Below are 13269 nucleotides of genomic sequence, written 5' to 3'. Positions count from 1 at the left end.
AGAAAATCATCGACGGGTCCAATTCGGAACCTTGTGCTGGTGTGGAGGCCTGCTGTTTTGTTTTGCCGTCTCTCTGCAGGGAGCAGCAGCTTTGCTGATAAGCCCATGCGAGAGATGATCGTTTTCCTCACGATCGTGGTGGCCAGCAACCCCGCATGGGCCCATGGCACAGACGCACATTCCGACGGTGCGACCTGGACCTTCGACCCCTGGATCGTCGTACCTCTCGCGATCATGGCGATTGCCTATGGCGTGGGATCGGTGAAGATCTCGAGCCGAGCAGCACATGGCAACGGCGCTTTTGCCTTGCGCCTCGGATTTTTTATCAGTGGCTGGGCAACGCTTGCCGCGGCGTTGACGTCTCCCCTCCATTGGCTGGGCGAACACCTCTTCACCTTCCATATGATCGAGCACGAAGTGGTCATGGCCGTGTCGGCCCCTCTGTTTGCCTTATCACGTCCGGTGTCAGCGTTTGTCTGGGCCCTGCCAAGGCACGGGCGGTATATTGTGGGCACTGCAATGAACAGCGCAGTGATGCGGGGGATCTGGGGATGGTCGACACGTGGGCAAAACGCCACGCTGCTGCACGGGGTAGCGATCTGGGCCTGGCATCTGCCCTGGCTGTTCGACGCCTCCGTGACCGATATCAGCCTTCATCGCCTGCAGCATCTGAGTTTCCTGATCACCGCCCTGGTGTTCTGGTGGTCGATCCTTTGGCGTTGCAGTCGCGGGGTCGCCGCATGGCACCTGTTCGTAACGATGATCCACACCGGTATCCTAGGAGCACTTATGGCGCTTGCCCCAAGGGTTCTATACCTCGCCCAAACTGCGGATGCGAAGGCATGGGGACTGACGCCTCTGGAGGACCAGCAGCTTGCGGGAATGCTAATGTGGGTGCCGACTGGCACTGTCTATGCAGGTGCTGCTCTGACCATGCTGGGCATGTGGATCAACGGCTCCGGCTTAAAAGGTGTCGCCAATGTCTGACGTGAGACTTTCAAACTGGCTGACTCCAATAGTATCGATATCTGCGGGGCTTTTGGCCGTAAGCGGAACTTTTGTGGCTGTTGGGATCATATCCGACCGTCAAGAGCGGCACGCCGTGGCGGTCGCTCTGACCCATGGTGACGCCTCAAAAGCGTTGCCGCTCTTGCGGAAATACGGTTGCTCCGGATGTCACAGCATTCCGGGCGCGCCAGGTGCTGACGGCCAAGTGGGAGGACCCCTTTCCGGACTTTCAGGCCGTGTCTATATTGGAGGTGTGCTCACCAATTCGCCAGACCATCTGGTCGAGTGGATCATTGCGCCGCAAAGATTCTCACCGAACACCGCGATGCCTATCACGGGCATTACCGAGGCCGAGGCGAGGGACGTCGCCGCCTACCTGTACGATCGCTGAATCATGGTTCGGGAGTCGGCCGCGCGGGCAGCGACTTGATATATTTGGCAATCGCTTTGCGGTCCTCATCGGACAACATCGCGGTATTACTGACAACATCGGCCATTGACGAACCGACGCGTCCGTGAGTGGGTGTATCTCCCGTCTCCAGCATTCTGGCAATGCGTTCCTCAGTCCAACCGCCGATCCCCACCGGGGTGATGTTCGGAACGAAGCCCGTACCTTGCGGATCGATGCCGCCCGCGAACCGGGCAGTCGACTTGATGGCTCCGAAAATGTTGCGTGTCGAGTGACACTCAGCACAATGCGACAACGCCTCGACGATATAGCGGCCCCGCTCGATACCAAAAGCCGCCACTTCGCTGCCCGGCTGTGGCTGGGCAGGATCGAAGAAAAGTAGCTTCCAGAGTCCCACGGATCTGCGGATCGCGAACAAAATACTTGGATGGTGCGGCGGTGCACGGCCGGCTACGGGGGGCAAGCTCTTCAGATATGCGAACAGGTCGTTGATGTCAGCGGCCGTCATGCCGGTATAGCTGGTATACGGAAAAGCCGGGTAATAATGACGTCCGTCAGGCGACACCCCTGTAACCAGCGCGTTCGCAAAGTCCGAAACGCCCCAACTCCCAATCCCGTCGACGGGATCTGGAGAAATGTTCGGCGGTCGAAAAGTGCCGAAGGGCGAGGCAAGCGCCAGGCCGCCGCCAAGTTTCAAGCGATCCGGCTGGCCGGGTGTTGCGTGACAGGACGCACAATCGGCTGCATTAAACACATCACGCCCGCGCTCAGCATTTCCGCCTGTGCGCGGGAATGGGTTGCTCGGCCCAAATTGCGGGCGAGGGGTCGTCAGGAGCCATGCGCCGCCCAGACCTACCAGTGCTGCGGAAATAAAAACGGTTGCGACAATCCGAAAACGCATGGAAGACATCCGCTTCAGCCCGATGGCGAGGAAACGCCTGGATTTTCACCGGCGGCAAGCTAAAAAGTCTCCATCTATCATTTTAGGCTAACTTGAGGGGCGGCCGATAGTTCCTTAACTCCGTACGCCGGTCTGAGATAATACCTGCTATCACGGAAGCCCACAATCTTGCCTGTCCTGTCATAACTATTCGAATTTTCTCCGGTTCGAGCGGCGCCCTTTAGCTCGCGAGGTCGCCCAACCCATAGTCCCCGCAAGGCGCTTGATGGTCCGCGGCCATCCGACTTAGGGGCGGCAACCCCAACCTCGAGGGCACCTCCTTTTCTCGTGGAGAGGGTCAAATTGTAAACCGTAGAATCTCACGGTCGGCTTTTTCAAAATCCGTTGTTCGTTGCAGATCCAGTAGGAGATTCCGGAAGACGGCCAAGGCATCCAAGAGCGGCTCGACGCCATCTAACAACACTTGTCGCCGGCCACGCCAAGCACACTCGGCCATTCGACGGGATCTTCAACCTTATCCGTCGTGAGCAGTTACCAGGAGCATCGCGTCAATCCACTGGTACGAAAACTCTTTCGCGCGGGCAGTATTTTCTAGGATGGGTTAGCAATTTGCGGCGCTTTGGACTGAAGGCGCAAACTCTGGTCGATGACATAAGATAATATCATCTCATCACGGAACTATCGGATGGACTGACTGTTCGTGCGGACCTCAACCCGAAAGGACGTACCATGTTCATGCGAGTAGACCAGCTCCAAGCGGAGCTGCCGGCGCCCAAACGCGCCGATCCCAATGCCGCCGCTGCCTTACAAGAGCTTCTCGGCGGCAAATACGGAGAGATGTCGACCCTCGGCAACTATATGTTCCAGAGCTTCAACTTCCGTTCGAAGGAAAAGCTGCGACCGTTCTACAGCCTCGTCGCCAGCATTACCGCTGAGGAACTCGGGCATGTGGAGCTCGTCAGTAATGGCGTTGCCATGCTGAACAACGGTCCGGATATTCCGGATGGCGATGCCGGTGATGGCGGCGATATCTCAAGCGCCCCTTGGGAAGGCATGAAAGACATTCGCCTCGCGGCAGCGTTCCTTTCTGGAGGAGGCGGCGCGATGCCCGTCAATAGCAACGGCGTTTCTTGGAATAACGATTTCATCACCACGACTGGAAACGTGGTCGTCGATCTTTTGCATAATTTCCATCTCGAATGCGGCGCCCGGCTTCACAAGCTTCGTGTCTATGAGACCCTCTCTGATCCGACCGGCCGCGAAGTCTGCGGCTACCTGCTGGTGCGAGGGTCAGTTCATGCGCATGCATACGCGCTTGCTCTCGAAAAAATCACCGGCGTTGACGTCAAGAAATTCCTGCCAACCCCGAACATCCCACTTGGCAATATCCCCGAGTGCCAGAAATATCTCGATGAGGGATCACATCGTCGTCTCTATACCTTTAGCCCAAATGACTACAAGGAGATGTCGGGCATTTGGGGCAATGGCGAGGTTGCACTGCCGCTTGACCCCCCCGGTGAGCTTGAGGTCATCGACGGCATGCCGGAAGGTGGCAAAATCCAACAATTTGTCGGCGTCCCCTCTGCGTTTACCCCGGACTACGCGCCGGAAGAAATGTTTGAGATCGCCGAAAAGCTTTACAAGAAATCTCGCTAAGTTTGGTTGGCGGGCTTTGCCCGCCAATCTCATCCATGCGGGAAAAGGCAGCGATAGACCTGCCTTTTCGGTCGCGCGGGGAAAAGCGCAGTCAGCGTTCATGCGGCAAGGGTGCTCACCGCCACCATCGTCGGACACCCTTCTAGCGTATCGCTCCGGTCCCCACTGATAAAACCCTGGCGTTAGGATGACAGCATCCATCTGACCGAGACCGTTAACCTGCTCGGAGCGACTGGTCTCGGCGGCGCTTGATGGGTCGCCCAGACGATCTGATGAATCGCGACGACAGTTCACCGACTGCCTTCGCTCGTTTCCTCGACCCCGCATGGATACGACCTATAGTGTCGTCGACTAAGTTGGCGTGCGCTGCGGCGAGCCTCAAACCATCGGTCGACCCGGTGATGACGATGTTGCGCATCGAACGCCCTCCAACCACAAAGATGTGCGGGGGATTACAAACCAACCTCGCCAACAGTCATCGGTTGCCACAATGCAGGTCGCGAATCGTGTAAAGGCCTAGCGCGGTCTGCAGACACTCTTCGGAGAGACGTGTTGTTGTAGGAAAAGGCGCAGTCTTTTGATCAGTCGTATCGCGCTCGGTGCGTTTAAGGACTATGCCGAATTGTGCTGTACGCTCTTTACGGCCTAAACGGTTGAGGCATCTTCTAACGATCATTTTACGAACTTGCGGGGGTAGGCGGCCAGAGAGAGATCCGGCCGCCATCCGTCCCCAGCCGATTCTAGACTTCAGCATTTCCAGACGGTCACTATGCTCTTTGATTTGCCCTCGGGCGAGCTACGTTACGCTAAGGTGTTCGCGGTTCTGTCCGACCTTGAGGTAGTCCTCTTGGATAGTCACGAGCTTCTTATGGCTGTCCAGCTGGGCAGCAACACGGGCCTTGTCGAAATCCTTGCCGGACTTGTCGAGCGACGCCTTGCCTTGGGCGTCGAGCATGGCCTCCAATTCGGATGGGGACGGCGGCTTCAGCGCCCCTTCGGCCTTGCCGCCCATTTCCATCGACTTCAGGATGTCCTCGATTGTCTCCTGCTTGGTCCCATTTGGCGAACGCTTTCACCATCGGGTCAGATGCCTTTTCAACGGCGACGCGGCTGGTCCCAACTGCTGCGCCAATGTCGTTGCTGGTAAGAGCCTGAGGCCACCTTTGAGGCCAGGAAATGGACCGGCAACATGCTTGCTTGCAGCTAACGCCCAAGCGTCAGATCAATGGCCTGCAGGTAGTCGTCCCCCTTGGGGAATACAAAGCGGACGATGACGGAGGATGGGCGCCACTCGTCAATAAAGTGAGCGGGCGTATGGAACGAGGTCGCTTCGGATTAGTTGTTCTCGACAGAGGAGAGCTAACTATGCCGACTCAACGAACATCAGGGTTCACGGACGCTGAGCTGCTGGATACATTGCCCGCCCTGCGTGCGTTCGCGCGTCGCTTCCATAAGTCTCCCTCAGATGTCGAAGACCTCGTGCAGGAGACTTTGACCAAGGCTATCGCCCATTCCAGCAGCTACCAACATGGAACCCAGCTTCGATCTTGGCTATTTACCATCATGAGAAATACCTTCTGTACAAAGTTCAAGGTTGCCAAGAGGGAACAAGTTGGCCAAGTCGAGGATTACGCTGGGCGTGCCTCTTCGCTTCCGACGCAGGACTGGGCGATCATGGGACGCGAGTTGGAGAGAGCAATCACAAACTTGCCGGACAGCCACAGATTCGTCGTAGATCTCGTTCTCGTCCAGGGCCTGAGCTATGAGGTTGCGGCACAGCGATGTGATGTCCCTGTAGGGACCATTAAAAGCCGGATTAGCCGGGCGCGGATCCAGTTAAGTAAGGTGCTTTACCCATTAGGACCGTGAAACCTCAATGTAAATCCGCGCCACCCCTGCCGAACAGGGCATTTGCAATGTAGGAAAGCTCTGCCGGCTTTTCGCATAACGCAAATCCGGTGAACTTTAAGGGAAGAGCTGACGGGTCATACCCGGTCGCGAACACGAACGGGATATCACGCCGTTCGAGTTCTTCCGCAACAGGGAACACAACCTCGTCGCCCAAATGGATGTCAAGAATGGCGCCATCAATCTTCTCCGTATCGAGCAAATCGAGCGCGGCTTTCACTGCGGCGACCGGCCCGATGACGATGGCTCCGGCGGCCTCCAGCTTCCGCCTGGTTTCATCCGCGAGGAAATACTCGTCTTCAACGATAAGAACGTGTTTTCCCACAAATAGCGGGATGCTGATATGTTCCAACCTGGGTCCTTCCGTGGCAGAACACTCGCAATACTAGGCCATCTTGCGCTCCGCAAGCTTGAACAACACAAGATCTTTTTTGTTCCCTTCCGCATACGGAGGGACCTCCCAGCGTCCAACAAGTCGCGCTTTGTCTTCGCGAGATCCAGCCAGTGCCGCGATTCATCTGGGTAGAGGACCAGGATCTAGTGGTTTGGTTTTCTGTGACGTCTGCTCTTGGCTATTGTGACGGTGGAAGGCGGGTTTATTGGAGCGGCGGGTGAATCCGCCGAGATTTCTCCTTACCCTATGGGCGCCAGATCACTAATCCCCTCGTTTGCCCAACGTCTGATTTCGGGCCGCGAGAGGCCCGAGGGGCTGGTTTGGATCCGAGTATGCCGAGTCACATGAGCGCAATCAAAAGGCCAGACTCCGCCGTACATCCGGCAATTCTCGCTACTCATAGAGCCCTGCAGAACAACAGGGAGTGGGGATAGCTTTTTTGTCTATAATGGAGAGAAGACAGGGGGATGTAATACGCAGGAAAACTCGGACGCGGGTTTTTAAGCGCGAAATTCAACGGAGAGCGAGGAGAGGTTGTTTCGGTCAAAATGGCCGCAAACGCAGGTCTTTAGACCGATGCCGCAGTCGTCAGTGCGCAGGCGGTGATGGTTCACGTTGCGACAAGGAAGGCAACAACGATTTCGTATCTCGATCACTTGGCTAAGGATCACGCGATCAGCGTCGCCAAGCCTAGCCCGGACAATATCGGCGTGCCAACCACCGACGATACCAAGCGGAAGATTCTTGCCGGTAGGGTATCGATGTCGACGATGCCCGTCGAATACTGAGCAGGCTTGCGTGTTTGCAAATAGTCCACTCCGAAGGGGGCATTCCGAAATCCCTTTCGCCGGCAGTTCTCTACCAGGGCCGCGTCTGGGGGCGGTTTGCAGTGCTCGCGAGACCTTGTACTGTCTGGTATCGTACGGCAACGAATGTAGAAGCAGCGAGTTTAGTTCGCAAACAAAGCAAGGACTAATGACACGGGATCATCTTGAGGCTGCGCAATAGCAGTTTCCGGTCCGGATCAAGGACGGCCGGGGAATGGGCCCGAAAGAAGCCTTGAACTACCTAACCTATGGCTGGCCGGCAGAGACGGGATCGACTACGACAATGCTCGTCCTTAATGCCTGACCATTTCGCAGAACAGTGCCTGTCGAAGTGGTACGTGAGGCTTTTTTGCGGCGAGTTTCGAGGCCGGTATGCTCGTAGCCTGTGTGCTTCGGATGGATCGAGAACGTTTAGCAAACGTGCAACGAGGAGATGTAATGCCAGATCATCGAAAAGAGAACAAAGTTGATGTTCGCCCGCAGCCTGTCAAGCCGGCGCAAAAGGCCGATCCCACGCTTGAGCCGCCGGTGCGGGAATCCAGCGAGCAAAATTCAAAGGATGTCACGGATCCGACACTGCAACCGATCGGTTCCTCTGGCAGAAAAGGTAAGCCATCGCTTGATTGATAAACTCGACGCGGTTTAGCCGAAGCCCACTCAGCCCTGGTTTTGCCAAGCTTTATCGATGAGGAAGACAAGTCCGGACGTGCGGTACGGCAGCGTCCCGCCTATTCGCACCTGCAGACCCTATCTGGTACTCACGATACCTATCACCTTTTCACGTCTTATCGATCGTTGGCATTATCGCTCTTAGCACACAGCCCCTGCGTCTCGTGCGGCATTGGACTGTAGGCACGATATTTAAGCCACTCCAAATAAAAGACCGGGCGATGTCGCTCCGGCCTCTCTCCTTCCGCACTCCCAGTGCATCCGTGGTCAAAAGGGAGATAAAATTATTTCTTGCCGTCGTTCGGGCGGGCCTTATCGCCCTTTTTGACCTTTGAAGAGTCTGTTTTCGCATCTGGCGACTGTCCTAGATGCGTTCCACCGAGGTGGCCGCCTCCACTCGTATTCTTGCCCTGAGGATCTTTGGTTGCCATGGGAACTCCTTTCATCTGGCTTCTCAACCCTCTGCCAGAGTAAATGTTCCCATGACACTGAACACTTATACGAGCACTGTTGCAACCGTTACCGGGTACGCTATCGGACGGGAACTCATCATAAGCAGGTAAGTTGACCTGCGATCTAAAGATGAGGCTTTTCATGCAAAACCTGGTTTGCAACTTTGAAGATGATGTCATAGAGCTCATACCGGCTCTCCGGCTTCTTGCCGTAGGGTTCATACTGGACGAAGACCTGCAAAATGATCTTGTTGAGGAAATTGTCACGCGCGCTTCTGCGAAGTCGGAGCGGTCTGCCCTTGGTGACAAGATTAGCGATGAGCAGAGGCAATTCACTCTGGATATCTCGGCAGGCGCCACCTCCTATGAAGTCGCCGACGAAGTGCATTGCATGATCGAAACCATTGAAAGCCTTGCTCGCGCGCGCCCCCGGCTGATGAACGGGCTGTATAAGGAAAACACTGCAAATTGGGCGAGGGCTTCCGGATGAATTGGCCGACGACCGTGTTCTTACTAGCTAGTATTGTGCCGCTCATCGCAGGAGCCGCCGCTCTGTGGTTTGGGCCAAAGAGGCGAAAATCCTTCCGTGATCCGCGGGAGCAGTGAATGCCATTTGTTTATTTACACAGGAGCGACGGCAAACGGTTCTTCAACGATCCCAAGGGTCGCTACTTCGCTGATCACAAGCAAGTGCAGGAGGAGGCAAAGCGCGTTTTGGCCATGTGTCTGCTCGAGACCGAAGTGATCGGCGACACCATGGGCATGAGTGTCGAGGCGAAAGACCTGAGCGGCAGAACATTGTTTCAGGTGACTGTCGTGGCATCGACTTGGTAGGGCGAAGGATAATGAAACAGAATATTTCGAAGCTGCTGAATGACCCGCGTTTTGATCTGCCCGCTCTCATCTTGCTCGGCATGATATGCCTAATTGCCATCGTAATCTTCTGCCGCAGCCCAACCAAGCACTACAAAGAGACATATGTTCCTGTCGCCGTGCCGCAGACATCTGGCATAGCCCTGACCGGACCACCGGCTCTTCAGCAAACATGGATGATCTGAAAAGACGTCGAGCTCGATTGAAAATTTTCGGAAAGGAGGTGCTGTGACATGACGTTGTACACGTGAAAATCAGCGCCGATGGCAGAGAACGCTTAGCAGGTATTTCAACTTTACGCGAACTTGAGTTGGTCTTTGAGCAAGCCGATTTGCCACTCGCGCAGGCGCCGGCCGAAATCATCGAGCAAACCTTATGCCCCACGATCAGAAGGGTCGGTGCGAGTTTCGCCGGCGTTTTTTGTTGTCAACAACGACTGCTTTCGTGCTCGGGATGATCTAGGCTCAGGAGCTGTTAAATCGTAAGCGCGAATTTCTGCGCACCTTCTGAAGCGCGGTGCTCTCAGGCATGAAGTGTCCACCAAAATCAGACCGTCCTAAAACGTCGAAGGATCGGGTGATACTGCGGACTCGTCTTGGACCGATGAGGAATTCTTGGGAATTTCTCTCATTAACCCGATTGGGTCAGTAGGAGACCAAAATGTAGTACCTTAATGGATTTTCCTGCGCTCAAAACGCAGATTTCCCGATTATGCCTTCATAGCGCCTATCAGGTCCGGGATGCTAACAAGGGCGATTGCCCTTCTGATATTATAGGCGACTGCAGTTAGGCTAAACTCTCCCTGAACGTGGTTCAACCCACGCATCAGGAACGCGCCTTGGTTCATCCATTGCTTAATAGTCCCAAAAGGATGCTCAACGCTTTCCTTTCTCTGACTCATAATATGTGGACGTTGGCTTAGCCTTTCCGCCATGCGGTCCAGCTCGGCAAGCAAACTGCTGAACTTTTGCCGCCTCGTCCTGAGCGCAGCAATCTTCTTCTCAGTGTCACTGCTTCTACCGTTCGAACTGATACTACTGGCCGCTTTCTCTTCGTCGGCATCACCGTCATCAAGCGCTTTCACATAGTCGGAGAGTTTTTCGTCGGCGCGACGCACAAGATCCAACAGCTTTGTGCGCGTGAAGTTGCGATGCCTATTATTGACCGCCTTGATGCGCGTACCATCCACGGCAAGCATTTCCCTGCCGAACAAATCGAGGCGACGACAGACGATGGCAAACTCGCGGAAAATTTGCTTGAAAGCTGCGCAATTCGCTCGGCGAAAAGATGCGACTTTCCGATAATCAGGTTTCAGATGGCGCAGCAGCCAGATCACCTCGATATTACGGCGGGTTTCTGCTTCCAGCTTTCGGCTCGAACGTACCCGATTCAAATATCCGTAGAGATAAAGTTTAAGCAGATCAGCCGGATCGTAGCCGGGGCGGCCCGTCTCTCTTGCCGTTACGCGGGAAAACCCAGCGGCGACAAGATCAATGCTATCCACAAAAGCCTCTATGAGGCAAACCGGATTGTCCGATCCGACATAATCATCAACCGCTTCGGGGAGAAGCAGCAGCTGCGAGCGGTCTGAGCCAAATAAATGTGCCATGTAAACAACTTACTACGGTTCGCTTACCGTTGGAATCCCACGGAGTTTTTGCACAGTCTGAAATAGGTGGACACCAAATCATGGATGAAGATGCTCCTAAACTGCAGGTGCGGCTTGTTGGTCGCGACGGCCGCCGCCGATATGACCTTGCCTCGAGAGATCAGCTTGTCGCGGCGTGTTTAAAGCCCGGCGTTTCGGTCTCGCGGCTGGCTCTGGAGCACGGCGTCAATGCCAATCTCGTTCGCAAGTGGGTGAAGAAGGCCAGAGAAGAGCGTGCTTTGCCCGCGGTCTCGGCGGTCGTTCCGTTCAGATTGCGTCGGATACGCACACGTCTCTTGCTAGCGGTCGACTGACGGAGGCGGAGCCGATCAGACATTCTCATGCATCCAACAAGGTGAGCGCTCTGCTGCCGAACGGGGTCAGTCTGACCTTGGAATGCAGCGATGTCGATGGACTGGCGGCGATCATAGGAGCGTTGGGTCATGTTCAGACTGGACGCTGATCTCAAGGTCTACCTGCATCGCGAACCGATCGACTTCCGGGCGGGCATCAACAGCCTTGCTGTCCTGGTGCAGGAGGTGATGGAGCTCGATCCCTATGCTCCCGCGGTCTTTGCCTTTTGCAACCGCCGTCGTGACCGGATGAAGCTTTTGTTTTTTGACCGCTCGGGCTTCGTGCTCGTCCTGAAGCGGTTGACCGAGGACAAGTTCCGATGGCCTCGACGCGAGGTGCCGGTCGTTGTGCTGACGACAGAACAGCTTCACTGGATTCTTGACGGCATCGATATCGATGCGATGACCCGCCATCCGGTGCGGCAGTATCGGATTGCCGGTTGAAGGTGGCGCATTGAGCTGTTGACGCCACGAGGCGGTTCAGATTCAAGAATGGGATGGTACGAGCCGGCGATCCTGACATTGCAGTGCTGATGGCGCAGTTGGCGGCAAATGCTGCCGAAATCGCCGCGCTCAAGGCCGAGAAGGCGGCGCTCTCGCGGCGTGTCGTCAAGTTGGAAGAAGAGCTGGCGCTTGCACGGCTGCACCGTTTTGCCCCACGCAGCGAAAAGCACATCGATCGTCTCTTCAACGAAGCCGAAGCGGCCGCGGACGGGGATGATCGTGATTACGGCGATGACGTCGCCGATCTCCCGGATACGGGCCTGCCAGCGGTAGAAGTTCAGGCGGGAAAGAAGCGTGGCCGCAGGCCTTTGCCGGACGACCTGCCGCGCGAGCGTGTCGAATATGACCTCCCTGAGGATCAGAAGTCATGTCCCTGCTGCCAAGGTCAGATGCATCGCATGGGCGAGGCTGTTAGCGAACAGCTCCATATCGAGGTCAAGGCAAAGGTCCTGCAGAATGTGCGGTTCAAGTACGCTTGCCGCCATTGTGACCGCACCGGAATCAACACGCCGGTCGTAATCGCGCCTAACATTCCGCGCCGATTGACATTTCAGAGAGACGTCCAAACCCGCATAATACTTCATGCTGCGCTTCCTTTCTGATGTTTGTGGCTGCTAGAGAACAGACCACGTTTATCATCAGCAGCAAGCGCAGCACCTCCTATCCAAAATTCTCGAAGATGGGCTCAAGCCGAATATCCCATCTGACCCTAGTGCCTGCGGGCATGCTCTGTGACAGTAATTGCCAGCGCGACGGTCATCTCCTTAGATTGAATGGCTCCTGCAGGCAACGCACCTCGCGAAAAGGAACGGGTATTCGCTCCGATCGAGCCGGTGACGAACATGAATGGCACCCTGCTGCCGGTCAAACTATCTGCGACTTCGTAGACTGTGTCTTCACCTATCCGAATGTCCAGAACTGCGGCTTCGACGTCGTTGCTGGTAAGAGCCTTGAGGCCACCTTCAAGGCCTGGAAACGGACCGACAACATCGTTTCCCTGGAGTTCCAGCGCGAGCGTCAAATCATTAGCCTGCGGGTAATCGTCCTCGATTACCACCTTTTACCCATCTGAGATCTAAACATCATATTCCTCTCCCGCTGTAGGGTTGTGATCAGGCACCAGTCGAATCGGCGAGCCAACCGTAGGTGCTCCATTGCCACGGCAAACGAGGATGGCGCGACCTCCATCGTACTCGTCGCGCGATCCTTGGGGGAACCTTGTCGTGCCGTCGCAGTTGGAACGCGGAAGGAGCGTGGCCAATGTATCAGTTCAGTCTTTCAGGGAAGAATATCCTCGTGGTTGAAGATGAGTATTATCAGGCCCGCGGTTTAGCGGAGACCCTTTTTCAGCACGGGGCCAAAGTCGTCGGTCCGTTTGCGGTCACAAGTGAATGTGTTCACCTTTGCAGCCGCAGCCTAATCGATGCCGCTGTCCTCGACGTCATGGTGGGCAAGACAAATTCGTTTTCGCTAGCTGACCTTTTATCGCGCGAACAAGTCCCATTCATATTTCTCACAGGCTATGAACGAGCGATCATTCCTACTCGCCTTCGGAACGTTCCGCACTATCTCAAACCGTTCGTGGGACAGGATGTCCCGACCGCCGTTGCGCTTGCAATAGTAAGCGGGCGATGCGATCCGACCCAGCGTCCGGCACGATGACACAG

At 55.7% G+C, this 13269-nt stretch carries 17 protein-coding genes and 2 pseudogenes; 13 read left to right on the top strand and 6 right to left on the bottom strand.

Going from position 1 to position 13269, the window contains the following annotated elements:
* Nucleotides 1–105 precede the first annotated feature (105 nt).
* Both ACP7E6_RS23790 and ACP7E6_RS23785 read left to right on the top strand, forming a co-directional pair.
* Nucleotides 106–987 carry a cytochrome c oxidase assembly protein gene (locus tag ACP7E6_RS23790; RefSeq protein WP_426232170.1) on the top strand — a complete coding sequence of 294 codons (882 nt, stop codon included), beginning with the start codon at nt 106–108 and terminating at the stop codon, nt 985–987.
* Entirely contained in the window at nt 980–1399 is a 420-nt protein-coding gene (locus ACP7E6_RS23785) for a c-type cytochrome (protein WP_426232169.1), read from the top strand. The genes ACP7E6_RS23790 and ACP7E6_RS23785 overlap by 8 nt, the downstream gene beginning before the upstream one ends.
* A gap of 1 nt (nt 1400) precedes the next feature.
* Here the strand turns inward: ACP7E6_RS23785 and ACP7E6_RS23780 are convergent, their stop codons facing one another.
* Nucleotides 1401–2327 carry a c-type cytochrome gene (locus ACP7E6_RS23780; protein WP_426232168.1) on the bottom strand — a complete coding sequence of 309 codons (927 nt, stop codon included), beginning with the start codon at nt 2325–2327 and terminating at the stop codon, nt 1401–1403.
* Between the two features lie 720 nt (nt 2328–3047).
* Between ACP7E6_RS23780 and ACP7E6_RS23775 the strand changes: the two genes are divergently transcribed.
* Nucleotides 3048–3974, top strand: a complete 927-nt coding sequence (locus tag ACP7E6_RS23775) for a manganese catalase family protein (protein WP_426232167.1) — start codon at nt 3048–3050, stop codon at nt 3972–3974.
* 796 nt (nt 3975–4770) lie between these two features.
* On the opposite strand, the gene ACP7E6_RS23770 is transcribed toward ACP7E6_RS23775, so the two are convergent.
* Nucleotides 4771–4992 carry a hypothetical protein gene (locus tag ACP7E6_RS23770; RefSeq protein ID WP_426232166.1) on the bottom strand — a complete coding sequence of 74 codons (222 nt, stop codon included), beginning with the start codon at nt 4990–4992 and terminating at the stop codon, nt 4771–4773.
* A 347-nt stretch (nt 4993–5339) separates the two neighbouring features.
* Between ACP7E6_RS23770 and ACP7E6_RS23765 the strand changes: the two genes are divergently transcribed.
* Entirely contained in the window at nt 5340–5843 is a 504-nt protein-coding gene (locus ACP7E6_RS23765) for a sigma-70 family RNA polymerase sigma factor (RefSeq protein WP_426232165.1), read from the top strand.
* Nucleotides 5844–5847: 4 nt separating this feature from the next.
* Here ACP7E6_RS23765 and ACP7E6_RS23760 read toward each other — a convergent pair whose 3' ends face one another.
* Nucleotides 5848–6234 (bottom strand): response regulator, encoded by a 387-nt coding sequence (locus ACP7E6_RS23760; protein ID WP_426232164.1) that lies wholly within the window; start codon nt 6232–6234, stop codon nt 5848–5850.
* A gap of 647 nt (nt 6235–6881) precedes the next feature.
* Here ACP7E6_RS23760 and ACP7E6_RS23755 point away from each other — a divergent pair.
* Together ACP7E6_RS23755 and ACP7E6_RS23750 are read left to right on the top strand one after the other, a co-directional pair.
* Nucleotides 6882–7064 (top strand): hypothetical protein, encoded by a 183-nt coding sequence (locus ACP7E6_RS23755; protein WP_426232163.1) that lies wholly within the window; start codon nt 6882–6884, stop codon nt 7062–7064.
* A gap of 477 nt (nt 7065–7541) precedes the next feature.
* Nucleotides 7542–7730 (top strand): hypothetical protein, encoded by a 189-nt coding sequence (locus ACP7E6_RS23750; protein WP_426232162.1) that lies wholly within the window; start codon nt 7542–7544, stop codon nt 7728–7730.
* Nucleotides 7731–8056: 326 nt separating this feature from the next.
* Here the strand turns inward: ACP7E6_RS23750 and ACP7E6_RS23745 are convergent, their stop codons facing one another.
* On the bottom strand, nt 8057–8203 hold the full coding sequence (locus tag ACP7E6_RS23745; RefSeq protein ID WP_426232161.1) for a hypothetical protein: 147 nt from the start codon (nt 8201–8203) through the stop codon (nt 8057–8059).
* A gap of 163 nt (nt 8204–8366) precedes the next feature.
* Between ACP7E6_RS23745 and ACP7E6_RS23740 the strand changes: the two genes are divergently transcribed.
* The 3 genes from ACP7E6_RS23740 to ACP7E6_RS23730 all read left to right on the top strand — a co-directional run bounded on the left by ACP7E6_RS23740 (nt 8367) and on the right by ACP7E6_RS23730 (nt 9282).
* The gene (locus tag ACP7E6_RS23740; protein WP_426232160.1) at nt 8367–8714 is read left to right on the top strand and encodes a hypothetical protein; all 348 of its coding nucleotides are present in this window, start codon (nt 8367–8369) and stop codon (nt 8712–8714) included.
* Nucleotides 8715–8830: 116 nt separating this feature from the next.
* A complete protein-coding gene (locus ACP7E6_RS23735) occupies nt 8831–9058 on the top strand; it encodes a DUF6894 family protein (RefSeq protein ID WP_426232159.1) in 228 nt (75 codons plus the stop codon).
* Between the two features lie 11 nt (nt 9059–9069).
* Nucleotides 9070–9282 carry a hypothetical protein gene (locus ACP7E6_RS23730; RefSeq protein ID WP_426232158.1) on the top strand — a complete coding sequence of 71 codons (213 nt, stop codon included), beginning with the start codon at nt 9070–9072 and terminating at the stop codon, nt 9280–9282.
* A gap of 524 nt (nt 9283–9806) precedes the next feature.
* Here ACP7E6_RS23730 and ACP7E6_RS23725 read toward each other — a convergent pair.
* Entirely contained in the window at nt 9807–10706 is a 900-nt protein-coding gene (locus tag ACP7E6_RS23725; RefSeq protein WP_426232157.1) for a transposase, read from the bottom strand.
* A gap of 80 nt (nt 10707–10786) precedes the next feature.
* Between ACP7E6_RS23725 and tnpA the strand changes: the two are divergent.
* The 3 genes and pseudogenes from tnpA to ACP7E6_RS23710 all read left to right on the top strand — a co-directional run.
* Nucleotides 10787–11208: pseudogene (tnpA, locus tag ACP7E6_RS23720) on the top strand (IS66-like element accessory protein TnpA).
* On the top strand, nt 11189–11542 hold the full coding sequence (gene tnpB, locus ACP7E6_RS23715) for an IS66 family insertion sequence element accessory protein TnpB (RefSeq protein ID WP_426232156.1): 354 nt from the start codon (nt 11189–11191) through the stop codon (nt 11540–11542). Before tnpA ends, tnpB begins: the two are co-directional and overlap by 20 nt.
* A gap of 53 nt (nt 11543–11595) precedes the next feature.
* Nucleotides 11596–12129 (top strand): annotated as a pseudogene (locus ACP7E6_RS23710) (IS66 family transposase zinc-finger binding domain-containing protein); the annotation flags it as partial.
* A gap of 182 nt (nt 12130–12311) precedes the next feature.
* Here ACP7E6_RS23710 and ACP7E6_RS23705 read toward each other — a convergent pair.
* Entirely contained in the window at nt 12312–12659 is a 348-nt protein-coding gene (locus ACP7E6_RS23705; RefSeq protein WP_426232155.1) for a hypothetical protein, read from the bottom strand.
* A gap of 203 nt (nt 12660–12862) precedes the next feature.
* Here ACP7E6_RS23705 and ACP7E6_RS23700 point away from each other — a divergent pair, with 203 nt between their 5' ends.
* Nucleotides 12863–13264, top strand: a complete 402-nt coding sequence (locus ACP7E6_RS23700) for a response regulator (RefSeq protein ID WP_426232154.1) — start codon at nt 12863–12865, stop codon at nt 13262–13264.
* Nucleotides 13265–13269: the final 5 nt, after the last annotated feature.

Source organism: Pararhizobium sp. DWP3-4, assembly GCF_049898205.1.
Lineage (GTDB): Bacteria > Pseudomonadota > Alphaproteobacteria > Rhizobiales > Rhizobiaceae > Pararhizobium.
This window is presented reverse-complemented; position numbering and strand designations above follow the sequence as displayed.